Genomic DNA, 22,403 nt, shown 5'->3' on the forward strand with positions numbered 1-22,403 from the left:
TGGCATCTCCAGGTACTCCTCGACCGCAGTCAGAGCCTCGGTGAAGGTGATCGCACCGCACCGCTTCGTCACCTTGCCGTCACCGGCGCCAAGCGGTGAGAGGGATCTTGCAGGCCCGACCAGGCTTCGATGGCGGTCGTACTATGGCCTGAGCGCATCGATGCCGTCTCGAGGAGTCACTGTGGCCCGCCCCCGCACCGCTGTCCGGACCGTGGAGCACCCCGAGCTGTCGGATGTCTCGCTGCAGCAGGTCCTCGAGGCGCTGGTGGATCCCGTGCGGCGGATGGTGGTGTCCCAGCTGGCCGAGGCGGACGAGGACAAGGGCTGCGGCACCTTCGAGGCGCCGGTGTCGCTGTCGACGCTCACCCACCACTTCAACGTGCTGCGTGAGGCCGGCGTGATCCGGCAGTACTACCGGGGGACGACGAAGCTGAACACACTGCGCTCGGACGAGATGGAGGAGCGGTTCCCCGGGCTGTTGTCGTCGGTGGTGGCCGCCTGCGCGGCGGAGGCCGGGGCGGGCGCGGCGGGCGCAGCCTGAGGCCGTCTTCGCATACTTCGATGGTGCTCAAAATTTGACGGCCATCAAACCTTGGGGCAAGGTGAACGTGCGCGCCGGGCTGGCCCGGTGTGCTTCCCCACCCCTGCTCCCAGGACGGATGCGCCATGGCAAGAATCGTTCAGTTCGACCGGCTCGGCGGGCCAGAGGTGCTGACTCTCCGCGATGTGGAGGCGGGCACCCCGGGTGCGGGTGAGGTGCGGATCCGGGTCGACGCGATCGGTCTGAACCGGGCCGAGATCATGTACCGCGAGGGCGGTTACTTCTACGAGCCCGTCTTCCCCTCCACGCTCGGCTACGAGGCCGCGGGCGTCGTCGAGGCGGTCGGTGAGGGCGTCGACGGGTTCGGCGTGGGTGACCCGGTCGCGGTCGTGCCGTCGTTCCTGCAGACCGAGTACGGCACCTACGGCGATCACGTCGTCCTCCCGGCCTCGGCCGTCGTACCGCGCCCCCCGAACGTCGACCCTGTGCTGGCAGCGGCCGTATGGATGGCCTATGTCACCGCCTACGGCCCCCTCGCCGAGAGCGGCAACGTCCGGCCCGGTGACCACGTCCTGATCACGGCGGCCTCCAGCAGCGTCGGACTTGCCGCCATCCAGATCGCCCGCCACATCGGCGCGATCCCGATCGCCACCACCCGGGGTGCCGACAAGAAGCAGCGCCTTCTGGACGCCGGCGCGGCCCACGTCGTCGTCACCAACGAGGAAGACCTCCCCGCCCGCATCAAGGAAATCACCGGCGGCGAAGGCGTCCGCCTGGCCTTCGACCCGATCGCCGGCCCCGGCGTCGAGACGCTCGCCCAGGGCATCGCCCCCGGCGGATTTCTCGTGGTCTACGGCGCCCTCGACCCGCGCCCCACCCCGCTACCCAACGCACACTCCTACCCGGCGCTGACCAGCAGCACGTACACCCTCTTCGAGATCACCACGAACCCCGAACGCCTGCGCCGCGCGGTCGCGTTCGTCAACGTCGGCCTGGCCTCGGGCTCCTTCGTCCCGGTCGTGGACCGCACCTTCGACCTCAGCGACATCGCCGAGGCCCACCGCTACATGGCGGCGAACGGTCAGGTCGGCAAGATCGTCGTCACCGTCGCGCACCAGGACACGGCGTCGTGACCGGGTCCGACTCGATCGCCAGCGCGGCTGCGGGCATGCGCCTGACGAAGTTCGGCCACGCCGCCGTCCGTGTGGAGAAGGACGGCCGCACACTGGTCATCGACCCCGGCACGCTCAGCGAACCGGAAGCCCTGGACGGGGCGGACGCCGTGCTGGTCACCCACGAGCACTTCGACCACTTCGACGAGGAACGACTGCGCACCGCCGCCGAGAACAACCCGGCTCTACGCATCTGGACCAACCCCGATGTGGCCGGGCGACTGGAGGGACTCGGCGCGGGTCGAGTACACACCGTCACGCACGGCGACACCTTCACCGCGGCCGGCTTCGACGTCGAGGTGCACGGCGAGTGGCACGCCCCCATCCACCCCGAGCTCCCGTCCGTCCACAACATCGGCTTCGTGGTGGACGGCGAACTCTTCTACCCCGGCGACGCGTTCACCCTCCCCGAGCGGAAGATCGGCACCCTGCTCCTGCTTTCCCACGCCCCGTGGGCCAACTCGACGCAGATCTTCGACTACGCCCGAGCGGTCGGCGCGACCCGCGCATTCAACACGCACGACGGCCTCCTCAACGACGCGGGCCGCGGCATCGTCGGAGGCTTCTTCGACCGCCTTGTACCCGGTCTGGCCTATACCAAGCTGGCCACCGGCGAGTCGGCCGACATCTGAGACCGACTCCGTCGCCCACGCACCCCAACCCCGTCCGCGCTCGCGGGCCGACAGAGAGATCCCCATGATCAAGGCTTCCGTGCTGTACCCGTACGCCGAAGGCGCCCGCTTCGACTTCGGCTACTACACCGACAAGCACCTGCCGTTCGTGAGGGAGTCCCTCAGCCCCGCCCTGCGGAGTCTTGCCGCGGAGAAGGGGCTGGCCGGCGGCGCCCCCGACACTCCGCCACCGTTCATCGTGAGCGGCCACCTGTACTTCGAATCGGTCGAGGCGATGCAGGAGGCGTACGCGCCGCACGCGGCTGCCATCCGCGCCGACATCCGCAACTTCACCGACTTGGAGCCGCTGATGATGATCAGCGAGGTCCTGGTCGGCTGATCCGCCACCTCTGCGACCCGAGCCCGCCCCTTCCCACAGCTTCAAGGAGTCGTCACACCATGAGCCGAGCCGTCCGTTTCCACGAGACCGGTGGGCCCGAAGTCCTGCGCCTGGAGGAGCTGCCCGACCCGGCACCCGGTCCGGGTGAAGTCCTCATCCGCACCCGGGCGTTGGGGCTGAACCGGGCCGAGTCGATGTTCCGGCGGGGCGAGTACGGCATCGACCCGGTCTTCCCCTCGGGCGTCGGCTACGAGGCCGCAGGCATCGTCGAGACCGTCGGCGCCGGGGTCACCGGCTTCCGCGTGGGCGACGCCGTCAGCGTGGTGCCGTCGTTCGCCATGACCGACTACCCCGTGCATGGCGAGGTGGTCCTCGCCCCCGCCCACGCCGTCGTTGCCCACCCCGAGCACCTGTCCTTCGAGGAAGCGGCCTCGGTGTGGATGAAGTTCGTCACCGCCTACGGCGGCCTGGTCGACCTCGCGGGCGTGCGCGCCGGGGACACCGTCCTGATCCCCGCCGCCTCCAGCAGCGTGGGCCTGGCCGCCATCCAGGTCGCGCACAGAGCAGGCGCCCGCGCCATCGCCCTGACCCGCACTGCCGCCAAGCGGCAGCAGCTCCTGGACGCCGGCGCCGACGCGGTCGTCGCCACCGCCGAGGAGGACGTCGTCGCCCGGGTACACCAGCTGACCGCAGGCGAGGGCGCCCGGGTGATCTTCGACCCGGTCGGCGGTCCGGCCCTGGCGGACCTGGTCGCGGCGGCCGCCCACGAGGCCGTCATCGTCGTCTACGGCCTCCTGGACCGCGCCTCCGCGCCGCTCGACGTGGGCGCGGTGCTCTTCAAGCACATCACCATCCGCGGCTTCGAACTCTTCGAGATCACCACGGACGACGAACGGCGCGCCGCCGCCGTCGAGTTCGTCCGGGACGGCCTCGCCAAGGGCGAGCTGACGCCTGTCATCGACCGTACGTTCCCGCTGTCGGACATCGCGGACGCCCATCGCTACCTGGAGGCCGGGGGTCAGGTCGGCAAGATCGTCGTCACCGTTGCGGCCGAGGACGGAGCGGCGTCGTGAAATTCGGCTTCATCATGTTCCCCACCCAGGACGCCATACCGCCCGGCGACTTCGGCGCCCTGCTGGAGGACCGCGGCTTCGAGTCGCTGTTCATGCCCGACCACACCCACATCCCGGCCGTCACACCCGAACGCTACGACGTCATGAACCTGGCACCGGAGTTCAAGAACGGCATGGACGCCTTCGTCGCCCTCGGCGCGATCGCCCAGGCCACCACCACCCTCCAGATCGGCACCGCCGTGCTGCTCGTCACCGAGCGGGACCCGATCGTCACCGCGAAGGAGGTCGCCTCCGTCGACGTGCTGTCCGGCGGCCGTATGAACTTCGGCGTCGGACCCGGCTGGATCAACCAGGAGATGCGCAACCACGGCACCGACCCCGACGACCGCTGGCGCGTCATGCGCGAACGCGTCGAGGCGATGCGGCAGATCTGGACCCACGACATCGCCTCCTACCACGGCGACTTCGTCGACTTCGACCGCATCACCTCCTGGCCCAAGCCCGTGCAGAAGCCGCACCCGCCGATCCTGGTGGCCGGCAACGGCCCGAACGTCGCGCGGCGCGTCATCGCGTACGGCGACGAATGGATCCCCATGCTGCGGCCCGGGGTCCTCGACCACATCGCCGAGTTCAAGAAGACCGCCCGCAAACCCGGCGGCGACCAGCCTATCCCCGTCACCCTCTTCGGCGGCGAACTCGACGACGTCGACGCCTACGCCGCCGCCGGAGTCGACCGCGTCCTGTTCTGGGTGCGCCCCCAGGACACCGCGCACATGACCCGCACCGTCGACCGGATCGCGCTCCACCTCGGCGGCCGCCTGCGTTGACCGCTGCGGGGCGAGTCCGCGCCGGCCGCCGAAACGGGCCAGGCTTCGATGAGCTTGTCCAGGGTGATGGGACGATCCCGGATCCGCCTCCCGGTCGCGTGGAAGACCGCGTTGGCGACCGCCGCGGCGACGCCTGCCGTGCCGACCTCGCCCAGACCCATCAGGCCGAGCGGCATGGTGGGGTCGGGTTCGCCGACCCAGGTGACGTCGATCTGCGGGATGCCGACGTGGACGGGCACGTAGTAGGAGTCGAGGCCCGCGCTCATCGTCGTGCCGTCGCGCGGGTCGACGAGGACCTGTCCCGACAGGGCCATGCCGACGCCCATCACGACGGCGCCGTGCAACTGACTGGCGGCCGTCTTGGGGTTGATGACCCGGCCGACGTCGAAGGCTCCCACCATGCGCGCGACAGGGACCTCTCCGGTGTCGGCGTCAGCGTGTACCTCACAGAAGTGCGCTCCGCGGGCGGCCCGGGACCAGCGCCCGTCCCGGATCATCTTGGTGATGAACTTGGTCTTGCCGGCCAGCTTTCCGACCCTGCTGTCCGAGCCGACGGCGGCCCCGGCGGACGGCAGACCTGCCTGCGCGAGGATCGTCGAGGGGCTCTCCCCGACGGTGCCAGTACGGCGGGCAGCGCGGAGTCGCCGTCAAGCGGCCGGGGCCGCACCCCAGGTCCGCGACCGGCCCCGGGCCGCCCGTCCGCACGAGTTCGGCAAACCCCGCCGGCATCGCCCCCGCGACAGCGGGTCCAGTTCGGCTGGTGGCGGGACGCGTTCGACGTAATCGGCGACGACCGCGTCGTACGACTCGCGGACGGCGGTCAGAAAGGAGAGGTCAGCCGTGCGGGCGACCCTGGACCAGGCAACTGACAGACCATCGCACGACCTTCAGCTGACCTGCGCGACATCCACCGATGCAGACACGTGGCTCACACCATCCCGTGATCGTCTATCTGATCTCGTACGGCCATTGGCTGGATCTACTTGGCATCATTGCAGGTCACGAACGTCGCCCACCGCCAACTAGGCATCCTGGTCACAGGTCGTTTCCCGGGGTGCGGTGTGCCTGGTCCCGGGTTCGTTGCGCGTGTCTCTCAGGCGTGCTTGGCTCGCCCGATGAACCTTCTGCTGACGGCGAGCGGCCTGCGCAACGAGACCTTGCGGGATGCGCTGCGGGACATGCTGGGGAAGCCGTTCGGATCGGCGAACGTCGTGTACGTTCCCACGGCGTCGGTCGCCGAGCCCGGGGACCACGGCTGGTTCGTCGCGGACCTGAACCGGCTGCATGGCCTCGGCTGGCGGGAGTTCGACGTCCTGGAGCTGAACGGCCTGCCCCGGCAGCTGGTGCTCGACCGGCTGCTCCACGCCGACGTCGTCTACGTCGAGGGCGACAACCACTACCACCTCGCGCGCAGCATCACCGGCAACGGTCTGGCCGACGGCTTCCTGGAGGCGCTGGAGAACCGGGTCTATGTGGGGGTCAGCGCCGGATCAATGATCTTCAGCCGTCATCTCACCGGACACTCCGCCGACGTCATCGGGGACACCGCGGACCTCCAGGTGCTCGGCGCGACGACCGTGGAGCCGCCGTTCGGCCTCTTCGACTGGTATCTCAAGCCCCACCTGTACTCGCCGGACTTCCCCGAGCGGGACGACGCCTGGGCCGATCGCATCGTCGCGCGGGCGGACTTCCCGATCTACTTCATCGACGACGAGACGGCCGTTCGCGTCAGGGACGACAAGCTGGACGTCGTATCCGAAGGCCGGTGGCGGTTCCATCCGTGACTCGACTGCGGCGAAACGCTCCTGACCTGCGCTGTACCAAAGTGCCAACCATCAGCGCAGGTCGCGAACGTTTTCTCGTGTCACGTCCGGGTCGTGCGGATGGCGGCGATGTCGAACTGGAGGCGGACCTTCTCGCTCACCATCGCGCCGCCCTCGGCCAGGCGCTGGTTGTAACTCAGGCCCCATTCCGAGCGGTTGATGGTGGTCGTGCCGTCGAAGCCGACCCGCTCGTCCCCGAACGCGTCGGTGACATGGCCGATGTAGGTGAGCTCCAGGTCGACGGGGCGCGTGACGTTCTTGATGGTGAGGTCGCCGGTCATGCGGTAGACGTCGTTGCCCGCGAGACGTACGGCCGTACTGGCGAAGCGCATCTGCGGATAGCTGCGGGCGTCCAGGAAGTCGCGGCCCACCAGGTGGGCGTCGCGCTGTTCCACGCCGGTGTCGACGGACCCGGTGTTCAGGACGATCTCGGCGCGTGAGCGCGAGGGGTCGTGGCCGTCGAAGTAGAGGCGGCTCTCGAACTCCGTGAACGCGCCGCGCACCGTCGTCACCAGGGCGTGCCGGACGGAGAAGCCGATCCGGCTGTGCGCCGGGTCGACGACCCACTCCCCGGTCAGTGCCGAGAGGGCCGGATCGAGCACTCCGGTCGGTGTGAACTGCTGCTGTCCGGGGCGGTGTTGGGGCTGGGCGGGGATCGTGGGGCGGGGGCGGTGGGGGGAGCCGGGCGGCGCAGGGACGCAGCACGGGTGAACAGGTTCATGATTCACGTAACTACGTCATGACAAGAAGCGCCGCAAGACACCTTCAAGACCCGCACACACGGTCGGCACGATTTGTTTCCACGCCGCTCGCCTGTACGGGCCCTTCACGGAAGGGCGGTGGCCGGTCGACGGCTACGACGGATTGGGCGCCGACTCGGTCGGGCGGCCGGGCCGGCGGGTGAAGCGGCGCAGGCCTCGGCGGGTGGGCTTGAGGGGCTTGTCCTCCGGGGCGAGGGGTTCCCGGTCCTGGCCCGCCGGCAGGGCCGGTGTCGCGGCCGGGGGCAGGGATCGGCCGCTCTGGTCGAGGCGGGCGCGGACGGCCCGGGCCATGGCCTGGTGGGACGGTTCCAGGAGGAGGCCCTCCTCGGACAGCCGTTCCCACATGCGAAGGAGTTCCTGTCCGCGGGTGGCCACCTGGCCCTCGTCCAGCAGCCGCTCCCACGCCGCGGTGGCGCGGGCCACCTCGGGCGCCGCCCGGTTCAGGTCGGTGCGGCAGCGGATCCGGGCGACGGTCAGCGCCAGCACGGTGGAGACCATGTAGTCGTCGCGCTGGTACGCGAGGTACGCCTCGATCGCCCGTGCCTCCAGCGACAGTTCGTCCTCCGCTCCCCGGCGCAGCGTGAGGTGCTCCCGCAGGGCGCTGGCGAGGACGAACGCGGCGTGCAGTTCCTCGCGCTGTGCGTGCTGGACGATGCGCTGGACGCGGGCGAGCGGAGGGAACGCCGCCTCCTCCGCGGTGGTGCGCTCGATCCCGGGCGGCAGGTCGTCCTCCTCGGCGATGGTCCGGCTCGAACCGTCCGGGTACACCCGCAGCCGGGCCACCTGCTGCGCCATGCGGTCGATGACGGTGGCCGCCACCGGACTTCCCACGGTGCGGGCGAACATGGCGACGGCGTCGAGGATCGCCTCGTTCGGCGGCCGTCTGCCGCCCATCTCCAGCAGATGGCCGTTGACCACCGTGGACCCGTCCTCCGCCACATAGGCGTCGAGCCGGACCAGCGGCGGTGCGCTCAGCACGGGCAGGTTGCCCTTGTCTCGGGGTGTCAGGGAGTTGGTCATCGGCTCAGACTCCGGGTCGCACGACGCCGAGGATGGGCATGGAGGCGGCCGGCGCGGTCGTGACCGTGCGTCCGGGCCGCGGGGCGTGCACGATCTGCCCGCCGCCTATGTACATGCCGACGTGGGTGGCGTCGTAGTAGATGATCAGGTCGCCGGGCCGCGCGGACGACAGACCGACCCGGGTCAGCCCCTGCCACTGCGCCTGCGAGGTACGGGGTATGGGGTGCCCGGCCGCCGCCCACGCCGCGGAGGTGAGTCCCGAGCAGTCGTACGACGAGGGGCCCACGGCACCCCACACGTACGGCTTGCCGATCTGTGCCATCGCGAAGTCGACGGCCTTCCCGGCCGCGCCGCTCACCTTCGTGCCGGAGCCGGTCGAGGTGGTGCCGCCCGTGTCGGACGTCCACTTGGCCCGGGCCGCCTTGTCCGCCTGCCGGTCCAGCTCGGCCAGCTGACGGGTCTGGGCCTTCTGGAGCCCCGCCTCGATCTGCTCGGCCTCGGCGATCCTCCCCTCGATCTTCTGCTTCGCCGCGGCCTTGGCGGCGCGGGTGCTCTTCAGCTCCCGCAGCTCCTTCGCGGCGCTGTCGGTCTGCCGGCTCAGCTCCGCGCGGGTGTTCTCCTGTTCCGCGGAGACGTCGACCAGGCTCCGCAGGGCCTGGCGGGCCTGGGCCGCCTCGTTCAGGGCCTGGTCGGGGTGGTCGCCGAGCAGCAGCTGAATGCCGGTGGCGTCGAGATTGCCCCCGCGGTACTGCGTCCGGGCCGCCGCGCCCGCGAGGTCGTGGAGATCGTCCATCCGGCTCTCGGAGCGGGCCAGGCCCTTACGGAGCGACGCCAGCCGTTTCTCCTGCTCGGTCGCCTTCACGTCCGCGGTGTTGTACGCCTCGGTGGCGACCTCCGCCTGGCGGTAGAGGCCGTCGAGTTCGGTGCGGATGTCCTCGATCGACTTGCCGGTCTGGGGGTCGGGATCGCTCGGGGCCGCGTAACTCGGCCCGGATATCAGGGCGATCGCGAGGACGAGGGCCGCCGTGGTGGCCCGGCTCCGTAACCGTGCGACGCCGGTCGACGCGTTCATCAGCTCCCTTTTCAGAGGTCGTGTCAACGAGGTGGCCGGCCGAGGGAGGGCCGACCTCGACTGGTGTCCGTTCAGGAGGAGTTGGCGTTCGACGGGCCGAAGAACTCGATCTCGGCGATGGACACCTGCTTCTTCGAGGAGGTGCTGGTGGCCGACTCGATCGTGAAGCGGACCGCGCTGACCGTGCCGACGCGGAAGGGGATGCGCTGGCCGCCGGCGCCCGGGTCGAGGGTGATGTCCCGGGAGGTGGTCTTGCCGTTGGACAGGGTGATCGTCGCTTTCAGGCGGTGCGGGCGGGCCGACTCCTGGATCTGGTCGGCCTGGACGGAGACGCCCGGCGTGATGATCAGGTCCAGCAGCCGGGTCGGCTCGTCGAACTTGGCCTGGATCCACTGGCCCTCGCCCGTCCCCGCCACACCCGGACCCCACCAGGTGTTGTTGATCTTGTCGCCGAGCAGATCGGGTTTGTGGCCCTGGTAGGAACGGGACGCGCTCCAGGTGTCCGGGTCCACCGAGGCGCGCTTGGCGAAGTGGTCCTTGGTGGCCTGCACGCCCTTGGGGATGTTGAAGGCCAGCACGGTCAGCAGGGTCAGTACGACCGCGGCACCCAGCCAGGTCAGGACGCGGTCGAAGGTGCGGCGCAGCCGGGGGCGGTCGCCGGCCCACGGGGTCTCCCGGTTGCCCGCGAAGAGCCGCCGCCACCAGGGCAGCGGGCCGGCCGCCTGGGCCTCGCGGGCCATGGGCATCGCGCACCGGGCGCAGAAGTGCCGGTCGGGCCGGTTGAGGGTGGAGCACCAGGGGCACGGTGTCCCGCCGTGGGCCCCGAGCTCCTCACCCGGGGCCCGTACGGTCTGCGGGCGCTGGGGGGCCGGGCGGCCGGGCAGCACCGGCGCGACGGAGGGGCTCGCCGTGGGCCGCGGTTCCGGATCGGCGACCGGTACGAGCAGCTGCCGGGCGCGGTCGGTCATGCCGTCGGGGTCGGAGGGGGTGCCGGGCGCCGGGGAGGCCGTGGGCAGCGGGCTGGTCGCCGCCACCGCCGGGACGGGTTCGGTGGGGGCGGTGTCGTCATCCATCGGGGAGGGAGCCTGGTGCGAAGGGGAAGACGGAGAAGGGAAGTTGGGCGGGACGGAGGCGTGGGGCCGGGCCGACTGGGGGTGACCGGGCTCGTTCGGGGCGGTGGCGGCGTCGGACGCGTGGGCGTCGGGCTCCGCGGTCGCCGTACGGGCGTTCAGCAGGTCGCGGGGGGTACGGGAGAGTCCCGCGGCGCCGTCCGAACCGGCGAACGCGTTCCAGCCGGGGGCGGGGTCCGCCGAACCGCCGGAGGGGGCGGCCGCCGGGGCCGGGTCCGCGGCTCCGCTGGAGGCCGCCGGACCGGCCGGGGACGCGGCGAAGGAAGCCGGCCGGGAGCCGCCGCTCGCGGGACCGGCGGGCTCGTCGAAGTCGGACAGGCTCGGACCGGCGCGGTAACCGCCGCTGGGGTCGCCCGAGTTGGAGCCGGCTGAACCAGAGCCGACCGTTCCGGAGCCGGCCGTCCCGGGGTCGCCGCTGCCGCTGCCGTGGCCGGCTGCTCCGGTACTCCCGCTGCCGAAGCTGGTCGCCGCCGCGTTGCCGCTGCCGTGGCCATAGCTGGCCGCTCCGGTGCTGCCGCCGCTGCTGGCCGCTCCAGCGCTGCTGCTGCCGTAGCCGTCCGAGCCGCTGCCGTGGCCGGCTGCTCCGGTGCTCCCGCTGCCGGTCGCCCCGGCGTTGCCGCTGCCGTAGCCGGTCGCCCCGGTGCTGCCCCTGCCGGAGCCGTCCGGGTCGGCGCTCGTCCCCGAGCCGGTGCCGCTGCCGTAGCCGGCCGACCCGGTGCTTCCACTGCCGGAGCCGTTCGAGCCGTCGCTCGCCGCCGGGCCGTCGGCGCTGCCTCCGGTCCCGCGGGAGGCGGACTGGGCCTGGGCGGAGGCTCGGTCCGTCCAGCTGAGTACGGCTCCGCAGCCGTCGCAGAACGACTGGCCCGGTTCCGCGCGGGTGCCGCATTCGGCGCAGTTCTGGGAGGTCGTCATGGAGACGGGGTCCTTTCGGCGGAGGTCGCTGCGGTCACCTGGACCGTGTAGGGCATGTGGGCCGGGCGGGCGGCCGCGACGAGGGTGTCGAGACGGTGGTGGTCCGCCGCGGTGGGGGCGGGCAGCCGGAGGTGTACGTGGAGCCGGGGACGGGCCTCGCCGGGGACCGGGCCGAGCGGGCGGGCGCTCCAGTCCGCGGCCCCGCTCTCGGCGATCTCCGGTTCGACGCCGAAGGTGAGCCTGATCGCCTCCGAGAGCCCACGCCGGGTGCCTCGGATGCGGTGCAGATACGCGGCGGCGGCGACGGCGGCCCGCAGCAGCGGTTCCGGTTCGGTGCCGTCCGTCTCCGCACCCACCCAACTGCCCAGCCACTGGACGAAGTCCAGTGGCGCGAGCGACGGGCGGAAATACGTGTCCAGGCAGTCGAGGACGCCGTGGATCGGCGCGACCACGTCGTCCAGCCCGCCGACGAAACGCTGGGCCAGGTCGTCGTCGGCGAACACGGCCGGCAGCATCGCGCCGATCGGCGCGGAGGAGCCGAGGCCGTCGATGGAGCCTCTCATCCGGCCACCTCCGCAAGGCGGTTCGCGGTCCTCACGCGCCGTCTCCGATCACTCGGACCCGGTGGTCGAAGGAGAACACCAGCGACGGCGCCGACAGGTCGATGCGGTCCGTCGCCTCGCCGCGCTTGCCGGTCAGCGGGTCGGCGGTGTGCAGGACCACCTGGTCGACCAGCTCCACGCCGGGGACCCGCTGAAGCACCGCGAAGACCTCGCCGGACTGGACGGGACGCCCGAACGGCCAGCCCGTGCCGTTCGCCCCGCCGGTCAGCGGGTCGAGATGGCGGTAGAGCGCGTCATGGGCCTCGCGGCGGACACGGTCGGTGTCGGTCCCGCGGAAGGCGTGCACCGTGGCCACCACCGTCACACCCTGGTAGTACGGCGGCCCGACCGCCAACCTCGTGCCGATCAGGCGGCGTTCGTCGAGATGGCGGGTGATGCGGTCCAACAGGGCGTCCCCGGGCACGAGTTGCTCGAAGCGGAGCCTGCCGCCCGGGTCCGCAACCGCCTGCGGCACCACCAACACCCGTACCGCGTACGCCCCGTGCTCGCCCTCCTCGCCCTCCAGACAGGTGATACGGGCGGTCTCGGGGGCCGCCCGGCGGGCCAGCTCCTCGTAGTCCCGGAGTGTCACCGCGCGCTCCTGGGCGCGCAGCGTGATCGGGGCGCGCACCTTCGCCTCCTCCACCGTCTCCCCGTCCACCCCGCCGCGCGCGGCCTCGCGGTTGACGACCTCGGAGACGTACGGGATGGAGGTGCGCAGGATCTGCACCGCGCCACGGGCCACGTTTCCGGCCCGCCCGCCGCCGGTGCGGTAGCGGCGGGCGCGGATCGGGGAGCCCTTCGGCGCGACCATGCCGTACTGGCGCAGGGTGCCGTCCGCCTCGCGCACCGCGGGACCGAAGGCGATCTCGCCGCTCGTGGCGTCGACGGTGACGTGCCGGTCGTACGGTCCCGAGGCCGCGAAGTGCGGGACGACCTGCCAGTCCGTCCAGCCCTCGTGCTCGGCGGTCTGCAGCAGCACCGGCGGGTCGTCGCCGACCACGGGCGCGTGCGCGAGGCGCAGCCGCTGTCCCGGCAGCCCGGTGGACTCGCCCAGCGCCTCGTCGTGCACCGTCTCGGCGTGTACGGCGGCGGTGGTGCCGCCGATGGTGAAGGCCTCGGCGGCGCGGATGGTCGGCGAGGTGGTGTAGAAGGGCTGGCCGGGGTGGGGTTCGGTGACCCGGCAGCGGATCCAGCCCGCCTCCTGGCCGGCGTTGCGGGACAGCACGTGCCCGCCGGGGATGTGCAGGACCACCTCGCCGGGGCGGTTGAGACCACCGGTGCCGTCCCGGTCGACCTCGCAGGTCTGCCAGCCGTCGGCGGTCCACGCCTCCCACACCAGCGGGGGCTGGCGCGGGTCCACGCCGACACCGTCGACCCGGCTGTCCAGGTCCAGCGCGACCGCGCAGTGCGGGATCGCGTTGGTCAGGCCCAGCAGCATGCAGTCACCGGGGTCGGGGGACTCCGAGAAGCAGAGCAGGTCCTTGTCGTGCACGGTCAGGTCGGGCGTCCGGTCGACCGCCGGCTCGCCCCGGTGCTGCACCAGCAGATGGCCCAACTCGCAGGGCACGACCGTCAGTTCGCGCTCGGTGGCGAAGACGACCGCCTCCTCGCTCTCGGTGCGCATGGTGGCCACCTCGGTGCCCACCGGCACGGCGATCGACTCCTCCTGGGGCGCCGAGAGCCAGAACGTCATGTCCGTGCGGGCGGCGGACGGCGGGAACAGGGTGATCCCGACCAGGTCCAGGAACGCCAAGTGGTTCTTCTCCGGCACCCGGTTGAGCCGGTAGACGATCTGGTCGGCCATGTGGGCCACCGTCTCGACGAGGGTGACGCCGGGGTCGGAGACGTTGTGGTCGGTCCACTCCGGGGCGCGCTGCTGGATGTAGCGCTTGGCGTCGTCGACGAACTGCTGGAAGCGGCGGTCGTCGAGATTGGGTGAGGGCAGGGCCATCAGTGGTCGCTTTCAGTTGCCGTACCGGCCGCACCGGGGCTTTCCGGCTCGTCGTGGGACGGAATGACGTAGAACGGGAAGACGAGGCTGCGCGGGTTGTTGGTGCCGCGGATCGAGTAGCGCACGTCGATGAACAGGACGCTCTGGTCGCCGCCGGCCGTCACCTCGACCTCCTCGACCTCGATGCGCGGTTCCCAGCGGTCCAGGCTGACCAGCACCTCGTGCTGGATCCGGCCCGCGGTCTGCTCGTTGACGGGCGCGAACACCAGGTCGTGGATCGCGCAGCCGAAGTCGGGCCGCATCGGACGCTCGCCCGGCGCCGTCGACAGGACGAGGCGGATCGCCTCCTCGACCTCCCGCTCCCCGCTGACCAGCGCGATCCCGCCGGTCGGCCCGATACGCAACGGGAACGACCAGCCGGACCCGACGAACTGCTCGGCCATCAGCGGCCCACCTGCCTTCTACTGGAACGGCTCACGGGATCACCATCGGCACCGGGATGGTGGTGACCCCGAAGACGGGCGACGCGACCATGGTGGTCGGCGCCTTGATCATCGTGTTGACGGCCGAGTTGATCTGTACGGTGCCCATGCCGGTGAGGCTCGCGGCGCCCATCGCGCTCAGGTTCAGCACGCCCGTCGCGTTCACGCCGATCTCGCCCGCGGCCCGTACGTTGACCACACCGCCGCCCTGGATGCTCAGCGGGCCGCCGCTCTTGATGGTCAGCGCGCGCCGGGCGCTCAGCGTGAGATCCGTGCCGGCCTCCACCGACACCGACCGGCTGCCCTTGATCGTGACCGAGCCCTTGCTGTCCACGGTGATCTCGGTCTTCGTCCGGTCCAGGAACACGGTCAGCTGCTTGTCGCCGGAGATCAGCCGGACACCCTGTTTACGCAGGCCGGTCTTCTGGCTGAGCAGGTCCATGCGGTTGCCGTCCCGGTCGGAGACGGTGTGCCGGCTGGCCTTCTTGCGCACGGTGTCGTGCAGCGGGACATCACTCACCACGGTCGGCTTGTCGCGGCCGTTGTAGAGCCCGCCGATCACGAACGGATGGTCCAGTGCGCCCCGGTCGAACGCCACCAGCACCTCGTCGTTGACGTCCAGCGGGAAGATCCCGCCGCCGCCGAGACCGCCCAGCTGCACGGTCCGCGTCCAGTCGCTGACGTACGTGTCGTCCAGCCACGGGAACTGCAGCTTGACCCGCCCCTGCTTGAGCGGGTCGTTCACGTCGGTGACCAGCGCGTTGGCCACGCTCGGCAGCCGGGCCGAGGTGTCCGCGCCGCCCGAGGACAGTCCGTACAGCGAACGCCACTGCCGGCCGCTGACCGTCACCCACGACTCGTAGTGCTTGCCGTCGCCGAAGACATGCCGTACGGAGGTGACGGTGTACTTGCCCTCGAAGGGCTTGCCGACGTCCGCGAGCGCCACCGGAACTCCCGGTCGCAGCTTGGGATTTCCGCGGGCGACGACCTCCAGCTCGGCGAACGAGCCGGTGACGTCGTCGGCGAGGGCGTCGGCGGCGAACTTCACCTCGTTCTGCTTGTCGTAGGGCGTGCCCGTCTCGACCAGCTTGGCCGTGCTGAACTTCCCGGCCGCCGCCCCCGGCGTGGTGCCGATGGTGATGCCCGGGTTGGAGCTCGCCGGCGAGGTGGCGGTGAGCTTCTTCTTGGTCGTCACGTCCCAGCCGCGGGACTCGACCTTGCTCACCTGGTCGGCGGCGGTCACCGCGGCCCGCAGCCGCAGGATGTCGTGCCCGGCCTGGAGGACGAACGGACTCTTGTCGCCGTCGGTGTTCGGAGAGGGCGCCCCCGAGGCCGACTTGGGCTTCACGAACTGGAACTTGCCCTGGGCGTCGACGGACATGACCATCTCGTTCTCGTCGGCGAGCCGGGCGAGGAAGTCCCAGTCCGTCACGTTGGACTGACTGATGAACTCGTAGACGGTCTTCGTCGACTCGATCTTCCCGATCGGCACCCCGTCCTGGCCGGCCAGCTTGCGGGCGATGTCCGAGGCGCTCTGGTTCCGGTACGCGGCCACCCGGCGCTGCCGCAGCAGCCGGTGCCCCATGTCGTAGCCGCGGATCACGGTGAAGGAACCGGTGCCGTCGTAGTCGGCCTCGAGGCCCGTGACCTCACCGGTCAGCAGGGGATCGCCGGCCCCCTCCCCGTCCGCGACCGGAGAGAAGACGACCTTGGTGCCGAAGGTGATGTTCAGCTGGCCGAGGAGCAGCCGGTACGGGTCCCGGAAGGTGAGCCGGAACGCGGCCGGGACGCCGACGCCCTGGTCGACGTAGCTGTCCACCAGGTCGGGGGCGTACTCGGGAGGCAGCTTGGCGCCCCCGATCTTCACGTCGACGATGGTGGAGTAGGCGGACTGCACCATCAGGCACGCACCTCCTCGGCGGCCGGCAGCACGATCTCGATGCCGGTCGGCAGCCGCGTCGGGTCGTCGATGTCGTTGGCCTCGGCGATGGAACGCCAGGCGGCGGCGGAGCCGTACTCCCGGAAGGCCAGCGACTGGAGGGAGTCGCCCGCCACCACCCGGTGCACGCGCTGCGCGGTGAGCGCGCCGGAAGTCGGGTTCTGCCCCGCGGTCTTGCTGGGGATCTCGTGCAGCTGGAGCCGGCAGGTGGCGCGGATCGGTACGCCGGTCGTGGAGAACAGCGTGTAGTTGGCCTCCACCGAGCTGACGTACGCCGTGAAGCGGGCCGTCGAGAACGACCCCCACTGGAAGACCACCCACGGCGGCGACGGCTGCTTGGTGCCCGCGCTCGCGCTCGTCACCTCGCAGCAGGCGAGCAGCGACTCGACCTTCTTCAGGACGGTGTTGCTGGTCGGCTCGTCGGAGGTGTCGAGGAAGATCTCCACGCTCATCTCGCGCGGCTCCGCGCCCATGAACTCCGGGAGCGGGCCGGTCCGTTCGATCTGCGCGGGGGTGACCTTCCACTGGGCGCGGCGGGTCACCGAGAGCTGCGCCGGGTTGAAGTCGAAGCCGAACGTCTTGATGATCCCGCCGGGCCGCCTGCTCTTGCCCTTGGGGGGTTCGTGAATCGCGAGCGTGGCGCGGACCAGGCTCTTGCCCGCGCCGCCCTTGCTTCCCTTGGCCATGTCTGTGGTCCCTCCCCTCAGTCCGTGAAGCCGTGGTGGGCGATCTCCAGCACCTCGGTCGCCACGGCCGGGCTGGCGGGGTCGAGCGAGGGTCCGGTCCAGCTGACCGGCAGCACGTCGATGAGGCCCCAGCGGGCGACCTCCGAACCGTCCGCGCGCAGCGCGGCGATCTGGGCCGTGGGCCGCTTGACCCCGGTCTGCACCGACGAGATCCACTTGGCGACCTTCGCGGTGTCCGGGGTGAGCGGCCGGGTCAGCCGGATGTTGGAGAAGGTGACCCGGGTGGGCAGCTGCCAGACGAAGCCGTTGTTGCCGCCCTCCTGCCGCTGCTCGACCTCCACCTGCGACGACAGCCCCTCGCAACCGTTGAAGTAGCCGAGGCTCTCGCCGTCGATGCTGAGGGTGAACCAGATGGTGGAGCCCGGGTCCTTGGTGGACATCGCGGCGGCCGGCCTTTCTGTCGTTCTGTCGGTCCTGCTGTCGGTCCTGGTCAGTGGCGGGGGTCGCGGAGTCTGCCGATCCGCTCGCGGTCCAGCCGGAGTTCGGTGCGGATCAGCCGGGTGATACGGCCGATGATCCGGTGCACGAGCTCGTCGAGCTGGAAGTCGGTGAGCTCACGCGGATCGAAGCCGCCCGCGGGAACCGCCGTGTACTCGGGCGGCTCGGCCGTGGCGGCGGAGTAGGAGGGCGGCGGTTGGTACGGCGGCGGGCTCCCGGAAGGAGGTGTGTACGGGGGCGGGGGTCGGCCCGATGCGTGGTGGCTGGTGCGTGGTGACCGGTGAGCGAGGTCGCCACCGTGGCCGCCGCGGCAGCCGCGAGGGCACCGGTGGCGCTCTTGGCCACGGGCTTGGTCAGGCTCGTCCTGCCCTTCTTCCGGCCGAGGAGCCGCTGGACGACGGGCGGGGGCGGGGCGGAGTCCGTGGCGAGGGGCGCCGCCGATCCCGGGCGCGGGGGTGGGGTGAGGGAGGCCACGGGGAGGGCGGCGGCGGTGCGGGGGGCCGGGCGGCGCAGAGGCGTGGCCGCCTTGCGCTGAACCGGAGGGGCGGCAACGGGAGTCGAGGGGAAGTGGGGCGCCGCGGAGGTGCTCGGAGCCGCGGGCGTGAAGGGCGTGGCCCCGAGGGCGCTCGGTGCCGCGGGGGCGAACGGGGGCGCCGTGGGTGTGAAGGCGGCGACCGTGGGGTTGAACGGGGCGGCCGCGGTGCTGGTGCCGAGGTGGGTGGCCGCGGACGGGCCGATCGGGGCGGCGGTGCTCCGCTGGACCGCGGGAGGCGTCGAGCTGGGCGGGGTGCTCGATGCCACGGGGAGGCGCGCCGGCGACTGCGGTGACGGCTGCGTTGGCGATACGGCGGTGGAGGGCGCCGAGTGTGTGGGCGGGGCCGTCGGGATGGGGGCGCCGAGGAGAGGGGTGGCGTCGGCGGGGGTGAGGTGAGGGGGGCGCCGATGGGGGAGCGGCTCGGGGAGGTGGGGGGAGAAGTCGCTTGCGTGCGCTGGATGTTGGGGGTGGCGGTGGCTGCGGCGGGCTGAGCGCCGGTGGGAGGGGTGGCTGAGGTGCGCCGGCCGGCCGGGCCGGTGGTGGCCGAACTGGGCTGGTTGGCCGGGTGGTTGGTGACCGAAGTGGACTGAGGGCGCTGGGCGACCGGGAGAGCAGGTGCGGAGGGAGTGTGCTCGGCCGGGGGAAGACCGGGAGTGGAGGCCGACTGGATGCGCTGGACTGCGAGGGGAGTTGGGGCGGTGGTGGAGGTCGACGTGGTGCTTGCCGAGGTCGAGGCCGAGGATGCGGGGGAACTCGGGCGCGGGCCAGGGGAGTTCGGCGGCGCGGGGTGAGTCGGTCGGCCTGCGGAGGGTGAACCGGGCTGTGGGGGAGCGGAGTTCGGGGAGGTGGGGTGGGGCTGCGGGGTGGCCGAGGTGATCGGTCGGGTGGGCGGAGCGGGGCGCGGGGCAGAGGGGTTCGGGGACGACGCGCCGTGCTGCGGGGAGCCGGGGTTTGTTGACGTCGACCCGTGCTGCGGGGAGCCCGAGTTCTTCGACGTTGTCCCGTCTTGCGGGCTCGCGGAGGTGCCGGACGGGGTCGGCTGTGACGCTAGCGGGGCACCGAGGCCGGGACGGGGCGTCGAGCGGGTCGCGCTGCGCTGGACGGGCGGCGTCTGGCCCGGCGAAGTGGGCGTGGAACGCGGGGAGTCGGCGCGAGGCGCGGTGAGGGGCTGGGGGGCTCGCTGGACGGGCGTGCCGGAGAAAGCCGAAGAGGAGGCGGCGCTCGGCGTCGGGCGGTCTGCCGACGTGGGCGTGGCCTCGGCGGTGTTCGTCGGTCGCGGCGGGGGTGACGGGGTGCTGCCGGGGGCGGACCGCTGTGGGGCGGGCGCTGGGGCGGTGGGTTCGGGCGCCGACGCCTGCGGTGTGGGGGTGGTGCTGCCGGGTGTGGGCGCGGTGGTGCCGCTGGAGGGCGGAGTGGCGGTGCCGCTGGAGGACGGAGTGGCGGTGCCGCTGGAAGGCGGTATGGAGGTGGCGCCGGAAGAGGGCATGGAGGTGCCGCCGGAGGACGGCATGGAGGTGCCGCCGGAGGACGGCATGGAGGTGCCGCCGGAGGTGGGCTTGGAGGTGCCGCTCGGCGTCGACGCCTTCCGCTGTACGGGCAGGGGCGCGGCGCTCGAGGCTGAGGCCGGACCCGGTGTGCCCGGTGTGCCCGGTGTGGGCGTGGCGCTGGACGTCCGACCCGTCGGCTGCGGCGCGGAGCCGGCGTTCGAAGCCGGGCCCGAACGGCTCGGTGCGTGCGTGGGCGAGGTGCCCGCAGTCGTCGTCCGCTGCACGGGGGCGCCCGCGGGAGGGGTCTGCGCGCCGGAGGACGCCGTGTTGTCGCCGGCCGTCGGTGCGGTCGAGGCGTCGGCGGGCGTGCCGTGCGGTGCGTTCGCCGACGTGCCGGTGCTGCTGGAGGCGCCCGGTGCCCGCGGTGTCGTAGCGCTGCCGGTCGTCGGTGAGGACGAGGAGGCGGGGGCCGAATGGCGCTGTACGGCAGGGGCAGTTGAGGAGGTGGTGGGGGCCGGTGGGCTCGAAGTGGTGGATGAGAGGCCGGCGTTGGAGGTACCGCCGCGTACGGGCCGGGGACCCGAGGGCGTCGCGGAACCGGTAGCCGGACCGGATGGGGCGCCGGCCGACTGCGCCGACGTACCAGCGGATGCCGGGCCGCTCGCGGAGCCGCCGCTTCGGGGACCGCTCGCCGTGGGCGATCCGGCGCCGTGGTCGGCCGCCGTCCGCTGGACCGTGGCGCCGGTCGCACCGGACGTGCCCGCGGACCTGCCTGTCGTAGCACCGCCGGGTGCCGTCGCCGACGGCCCGGCCGCCAGCAGTGGGACGGCAGGGCCGACGCCTCCTCGGTCACTTTCGGTCGAAGCCGTCGTCGATCCGCCCGAGGCACCCGCAGTCCCCGCCCCGGACGTCGGAACGGAGGCCTGTCGCGACACCGGCAGAGTGCGCCGCTGTACCGCGCCCGTCCCTGTCCGGGCCCGGGTGAGGGACTGCGGTCGGGACGGCGAAACGGCCGGCACCGGTTTCACCCGGACTCCGGTGGCGGGTGGCACCGACACTGCGGGCGACCCGGGCCCGGTGCCCGTGACCGACCGCTGAACGGCAGGCGGGCTCGCGGCAGTTGACGTAGCGGAAAAGGCCGTGGACGGACCGGAAGCCGGTGCGCCCGGTGAAGGCGTCGGAGTCGAGCCGCCGTTCGGGGCCACGGGGCGTGCCGCCACCGGCCTCGCACCCGTGCCCGCGCCCGACGTGCCGAAGCTCCCCGCCGGGAGGGACCGGAGAGGTACCGCCGGGGTGCGCTGCACGGCCGGCGCGGGGCCGGTCGACGGCAGGCCTCCCGTGGGGCGTTCGGCGCCGGGTGCCGACGCCTGCCGTGCCGCGTCGCCGAGCAGTGTGCTGGACCGGCCGTCCAGTACCGCGTGGGACGCCGTACCCATGAACGACGGGTTCTGCCAGGTCGGCAGGCGTCCGCCGAAGCCGGCGTCCGCGACCCCGGCCCGGCCGGGGGCCAGCGACCGCTGGATCGGCGGCAGCGCGGGCCAGGCGGCGGCGACCACGGGACGTGCGTCACCGCCCGCCGGGCCGGTGGCCGACGCGCCTGACGGATCCGCGCCGCCCACCGCCGCCGTGGCGGAGGACGGTGCGGCCGTGCGAGGGCCGCCGTCTTCGCTCATGTCGGCAGAGCTCATGTCGGCGGAGTCGGTCCGCCCACGCAACCGGTCCAGGAACCCCACTGCTCAGCCCTCCGCCCCGGCCCGGGTCACCAGGGACGCGATCTCGTCCGTGAAACGGCGGCGGTCCTGGTGCTCCAGGTCGAGGATCTCGTCCATGCTCCAGTGGAAGTGGTAGGCGACGTACGCGATCTCCTCGTGCAGCCGATCGGTCGCGTACGTCACGATTCCCCCAGGCGGCTCCCGCCGAGTTCCACCTCGAAGGGCTCGGCGCAGTGCGGGCACTGCACGGCGGCACGGGTGTGCCCCTCCGCGTTGATCTGGCGGTAGAAGTCCTGAAGGAAGGCCAGGTCGGAGGCGAACATGTTCTCCACGATCCCGTCGTGGACCATCGGGAGGCCGCCGAGCCGGGTGATGACCCGGCCCAGCAGGACCACCGACAGATACGCCGGGTTCTCCTGCACACGGACGTCCCGCAGCGGTACGAGTTCGTCCCGTGCCGTCGACAGCCGCATCACACCGTCCCGGTGGACGGTGCCCAGCTCGTCGACGTACCCGCGCGGCAGCTGGAACGGGAACTCCGTGCGCAGGGACTGCTGTTGCTGCACGGGCGCGGGGGCGGGAGCCGCCGGGGCCGGTGTCGCCTCCGGCCCCGGCAGCTCCATGTCCGAGTCCGACGCGGGTGAGGCAGCGTCCGGGCCGGAGTACGTGACGGCGCCGGCCCTGGCAGCCGAACGCCGCATTACTCGATGACCAGTTCTTCGAACGCGATGGTCACGGTCTCGGTGAGGGCGGCGGCCTCGCCGGCCTTCACCGTGCTCGCGTCGATCTTGCTGCACCACGCGTTGCGCATGTGGTAGCGCTTCACCGGGTTGTTCTGGAAGTCCATCATGATGATCGAGGCGTTCTTGCGGGCCGTCGTCATCTGACCGGTGATGGACTGGTTGATCCACTGCGTGAACGAGGCCGACTGGGTCATACCGCGGACGACCGTGCAGGTGCCGTTCTTCTTCACACCCGGCAGGTTCTTGACCACGTTCTGGCCGTTGGGGGTGTTCTGCTGATAGGTGATGACGTCCTGCTCGATGCTCAGACCGCTGACCTCGGCGAGGTACTCGACCATCACACCGTCGATCTGCAGGCCGAAATTATGTGAGGTGAGGGCGTCACCCGGCTGGAGACTCATGTGTTCGCTGTCCTTCTGAGGG

24 protein-coding genes and 1 pseudogene are annotated in these 22,403 nt (G+C 71.9%); 10 read left to right on the forward strand and 15 right to left on the reverse strand.

What is annotated here, in order from left to right; translation table 11 throughout:
* The first annotated feature begins 181 nt into the window (after positions 1-181).
* From ACQEWB_RS35195 to ACQEWB_RS35220, 6 genes are all read left to right on the forward strand, one after another.
* Complete coding sequence (locus ACQEWB_RS35195; RefSeq protein WP_432838288.1) at positions 182-541, forward strand: ArsR/SmtB family transcription factor; 360 nt, start codon at positions 182-184, stop codon at positions 539-541.
* A 125-nt stretch (positions 542-666) separates the two neighbouring features.
* Positions 667-1,674, forward strand: coding sequence for a zinc-dependent alcohol dehydrogenase family protein (locus tag ACQEWB_RS35200; RefSeq protein ID WP_432838290.1), 1,008 nt, complete (start codon positions 667-669; stop codon positions 1,672-1,674).
* Positions 1,671-2,345: an MBL fold metallo-hydrolase gene (locus ACQEWB_RS35205; RefSeq protein WP_432838292.1), complete on the forward strand. Its 675-nt coding sequence runs from the start codon at positions 1,671-1,673 to the stop codon at positions 2,343-2,345. The genes ACQEWB_RS35200 and ACQEWB_RS35205 overlap by 4 nt, the downstream gene beginning before the upstream one ends.
* 64 nt (positions 2,346-2,409) lie before the next feature.
* Positions 2,410-2,724, forward strand: coding sequence for an EthD family reductase (locus ACQEWB_RS35210; protein WP_432838294.1), 315 nt, complete (start codon positions 2,410-2,412; stop codon positions 2,722-2,724).
* Between the two features lie 59 nt (positions 2,725-2,783).
* Positions 2,784-3,797, forward strand: a complete 1,014-nt coding sequence (locus tag ACQEWB_RS35215) for a zinc-dependent alcohol dehydrogenase family protein (protein WP_432838296.1) — start codon at positions 2,784-2,786, stop codon at positions 3,795-3,797.
* On the forward strand, positions 3,794-4,624 hold the full coding sequence (locus tag ACQEWB_RS35220) for an LLM class F420-dependent oxidoreductase (RefSeq protein ID WP_432838298.1): 831 nt from the start codon (positions 3,794-3,796) through the stop codon (positions 4,622-4,624). Before ACQEWB_RS35215 ends, ACQEWB_RS35220 begins: the two co-directional genes overlap by 4 nt.
* On the opposite strand, the gene ACQEWB_RS35225 is transcribed toward ACQEWB_RS35220, so the two are convergent.
* Together ACQEWB_RS35225 and ACQEWB_RS35230 are read right to left on the reverse strand one after the other, a co-directional pair.
* Entirely contained in the window at positions 4,510-5,121 is a 612-nt protein-coding gene (locus ACQEWB_RS35225; protein WP_432838300.1) for a molybdopterin cofactor-binding domain-containing protein, read from the reverse strand. The genes ACQEWB_RS35220 and ACQEWB_RS35225 overlap by 115 nt on opposite strands.
* Positions 5,122-5,266: 145 nt before the next feature.
* Positions 5,267-5,496 (reverse strand): annotated as a pseudogene (locus ACQEWB_RS35230) (hypothetical protein); the annotation flags it as partial.
* A gap of 243 nt (positions 5,497-5,739) precedes the next feature.
* Here ACQEWB_RS35230 and ACQEWB_RS35235 point away from each other — a divergent pair.
* Positions 5,740-6,408, forward strand: coding sequence for a Type 1 glutamine amidotransferase-like domain-containing protein (locus ACQEWB_RS35235; RefSeq protein ID WP_432838302.1), 669 nt, complete (start codon positions 5,740-5,742; stop codon positions 6,406-6,408).
* A gap of 80 nt (positions 6,409-6,488) precedes the next feature.
* Here ACQEWB_RS35235 and ACQEWB_RS35240 read toward each other — a convergent pair whose 3' ends face one another.
* From ACQEWB_RS35240 to ACQEWB_RS35285, 10 genes are all read right to left on the reverse strand, one after another.
* Positions 6,489-7,049: a YceI family protein gene (locus tag ACQEWB_RS35240; RefSeq protein WP_432838304.1), complete on the reverse strand. Its 561-nt coding sequence runs from the start codon at positions 7,047-7,049 to the stop codon at positions 6,489-6,491.
* Positions 7,050-7,301: 252 nt separating this feature from the next.
* Positions 7,302-8,228 carry a hypothetical protein gene (locus ACQEWB_RS35245; RefSeq protein ID WP_432838306.1) on the reverse strand — a complete coding sequence of 309 codons (927 nt, stop codon included), beginning with the start codon at positions 8,226-8,228 and terminating at the stop codon, positions 7,302-7,304.
* Positions 8,229-8,232: 4 nt separating this feature from the next.
* Positions 8,233-9,300 carry an NlpC/P60 family protein gene (locus ACQEWB_RS35250; RefSeq protein ID WP_432838308.1) on the reverse strand — a complete coding sequence of 356 codons (1,068 nt, stop codon included), beginning with the start codon at positions 9,298-9,300 and terminating at the stop codon, positions 8,233-8,235.
* Between the two features lie 71 nt (positions 9,301-9,371).
* Positions 9,372-10,748: an NADase-type glycan-binding domain-containing protein gene (locus ACQEWB_RS35255; protein ID WP_432844183.1), complete on the reverse strand. Its 1,377-nt coding sequence runs from the start codon at positions 10,746-10,748 to the stop codon at positions 9,372-9,374.
* Positions 10,749-11,338: 590 nt separating this feature from the next.
* Positions 11,339-11,905 (reverse strand): phage tail protein, encoded by a 567-nt coding sequence (locus tag ACQEWB_RS35260; protein ID WP_432838310.1) that lies wholly within the window; start codon positions 11,903-11,905, stop codon positions 11,339-11,341.
* A gap of 31 nt (positions 11,906-11,936) precedes the next feature.
* On the reverse strand, positions 11,937-13,898 hold the full coding sequence (locus ACQEWB_RS35265) for a putative baseplate assembly protein (protein ID WP_432838312.1): 1,962 nt from the start codon (positions 13,896-13,898) through the stop codon (positions 11,937-11,939).
* A complete protein-coding gene (locus ACQEWB_RS35270; protein WP_432838314.1) occupies positions 13,898-14,341 on the reverse strand; it encodes a GPW/gp25 family protein in 444 nt (147 codons plus the stop codon). Before ACQEWB_RS35270 ends, ACQEWB_RS35265 begins: the two co-directional genes overlap by 1 nt.
* 31 nt (positions 14,342-14,372) lie before the next feature.
* Positions 14,373-16,280 (reverse strand): VgrG-related protein, encoded by a 1,908-nt coding sequence (locus ACQEWB_RS35275; protein WP_432838316.1) that lies wholly within the window; start codon positions 16,278-16,280, stop codon positions 14,373-14,375.
* Positions 16,280-17,005, reverse strand: a complete 726-nt coding sequence (locus ACQEWB_RS35280) for a peptidase M23 (RefSeq protein ID WP_432838318.1) — start codon at positions 17,003-17,005, stop codon at positions 16,280-16,282. Before ACQEWB_RS35280 ends, ACQEWB_RS35275 begins: the two co-directional genes overlap by 1 nt.
* 17 nt (positions 17,006-17,022) lie before the next feature.
* Positions 17,023-17,445 (reverse strand): phage tail protein, encoded by a 423-nt coding sequence (locus ACQEWB_RS35285; protein WP_432838320.1) that lies wholly within the window; start codon positions 17,443-17,445, stop codon positions 17,023-17,025.
* A 659-nt stretch (positions 17,446-18,104) separates the two neighbouring features.
* Between ACQEWB_RS35285 and ACQEWB_RS35290 the strand changes: the two genes are divergently transcribed.
* The 3 genes from ACQEWB_RS35290 (at position 18,105) to ACQEWB_RS35300 (ending at position 20,623) form a co-directional block, all read left to right on the forward strand.
* Positions 18,105-18,434 carry a hypothetical protein gene (locus tag ACQEWB_RS35290; RefSeq protein ID WP_432838322.1) on the forward strand — a complete coding sequence of 110 codons (330 nt, stop codon included), beginning with the start codon at positions 18,105-18,107 and terminating at the stop codon, positions 18,432-18,434.
* Between the two features lie 272 nt (positions 18,435-18,706).
* Positions 18,707-18,829 carry a hypothetical protein gene (locus ACQEWB_RS35295; protein WP_432838324.1) on the forward strand — a complete coding sequence of 41 codons (123 nt, stop codon included), beginning with the start codon at positions 18,707-18,709 and terminating at the stop codon, positions 18,827-18,829.
* Between the two features lie 399 nt (positions 18,830-19,228).
* Positions 19,229-20,623 (forward strand): hypothetical protein, encoded by a 1,395-nt coding sequence (locus tag ACQEWB_RS35300; protein WP_432838326.1) that lies wholly within the window; start codon positions 19,229-19,231, stop codon positions 20,621-20,623.
* Positions 20,624-21,261: 638 nt separating this feature from the next.
* On the opposite strand, the gene ACQEWB_RS35305 is transcribed toward ACQEWB_RS35300, so the two are convergent.
* From ACQEWB_RS35305 to ACQEWB_RS35315, 3 genes are read right to left on the reverse strand one after another with little or no spacing between them, the layout of a single operon-like run.
* Positions 21,262-21,420: a DUF6760 family protein gene (locus ACQEWB_RS35305; RefSeq protein WP_355502150.1), complete on the reverse strand. Its 159-nt coding sequence runs from the start codon at positions 21,418-21,420 to the stop codon at positions 21,262-21,264.
* Positions 21,417-21,938, reverse strand: a complete 522-nt coding sequence (locus tag ACQEWB_RS35310) for a hypothetical protein (protein ID WP_432838328.1) — start codon at positions 21,936-21,938, stop codon at positions 21,417-21,419. Before ACQEWB_RS35310 ends, ACQEWB_RS35305 begins: the two co-directional genes overlap by 4 nt.
* Positions 21,938-22,381, reverse strand: coding sequence for a phage tail protein (locus ACQEWB_RS35315; protein WP_355502155.1), 444 nt, complete (start codon positions 22,379-22,381; stop codon positions 21,938-21,940). Before ACQEWB_RS35315 ends, ACQEWB_RS35310 begins: the two co-directional genes overlap by 1 nt.
* Positions 22,382-22,403 lie beyond the last annotated feature (22 nt).

The sequence above is a fragment of the Streptomyces sp. CA-249302 genome (genome assembly GCF_050936785.1).
Classification (GTDB): domain Bacteria; phylum Actinomycetota; class Actinomycetes; order Streptomycetales; family Streptomycetaceae; genus Streptomyces.

Coding starts and splice junctions, on each gene's coding strand:
- ACQEWB_RS35265 (WP_432838312.1), bottom strand. CDS start 13,898: ATGGCCCTGCCCTCACCCAATCTCGACGACCGCCGCTTCCAGCAGTTC.
- ACQEWB_RS35310 (WP_432838328.1), bottom strand. CDS start 21,938: ATGCGGCGTTCGGCTGCCAGGGCCGGCGCCGTCACGTACTCCGGCCCG.
- ACQEWB_RS35285 (WP_432838320.1), bottom strand. CDS start 17,445: ATGTCCACCAAGGACCCGGGCTCCACCATCTGGTTCACCCTCAGCATC.
- ACQEWB_RS35245 (WP_432838306.1), bottom strand. CDS start 8,228: ATGACCAACTCCCTGACACCCCGAGACAAGGGCAACCTGCCCGTGCTG.
- ACQEWB_RS35200 (WP_432838290.1), top strand. CDS start 667: ATGGCAAGAATCGTTCAGTTCGACCGGCTCGGCGGGCCAGAGGTGCTG.
- ACQEWB_RS35225 (WP_432838300.1), bottom strand. CDS start 5,121: ATGATCCGGGACGGGCGCTGGTCCCGGGCCGCCCGCGGAGCGCACTTC.
- ACQEWB_RS35250 (WP_432838308.1), bottom strand. CDS start 9,300: ATGAACGCGTCGACCGGCGTCGCACGGTTACGGAGCCGGGCCACCACG.
- ACQEWB_RS35210 (WP_432838294.1), top strand. CDS start 2,410: ATGATCAAGGCTTCCGTGCTGTACCCGTACGCCGAAGGCGCCCGCTTC.
- ACQEWB_RS35295 (WP_432838324.1), top strand. CDS start 18,707: ATGCGCTGGACTGCGAGGGGAGTTGGGGCGGTGGTGGAGGTCGACGTG.
- ACQEWB_RS35315 (WP_355502155.1), bottom strand. CDS start 22,381: ATGAGTCTCCAGCCGGGTGACGCCCTCACCTCACATAATTTCGGCCTG.
- ACQEWB_RS35275 (WP_432838316.1), bottom strand. CDS start 16,280: ATGGTGCAGTCCGCCTACTCCACCATCGTCGACGTGAAGATCGGGGGC.
- ACQEWB_RS35260 (WP_432838310.1), bottom strand. CDS start 11,905: ATGAGAGGCTCCATCGACGGCCTCGGCTCCTCCGCGCCGATCGGCGCG.
- ACQEWB_RS35270 (WP_432838314.1), bottom strand. CDS start 14,341: ATGGCCGAGCAGTTCGTCGGGTCCGGCTGGTCGTTCCCGTTGCGTATC.
- ACQEWB_RS35235 (WP_432838302.1), top strand. CDS start 5,740: ATGAACCTTCTGCTGACGGCGAGCGGCCTGCGCAACGAGACCTTGCGG.
- ACQEWB_RS35215 (WP_432838296.1), top strand. CDS start 2,784: ATGAGCCGAGCCGTCCGTTTCCACGAGACCGGTGGGCCCGAAGTCCTG.
- ACQEWB_RS35280 (WP_432838318.1), bottom strand. CDS start 17,005: ATGGCCAAGGGAAGCAAGGGCGGCGCGGGCAAGAGCCTGGTCCGCGCC.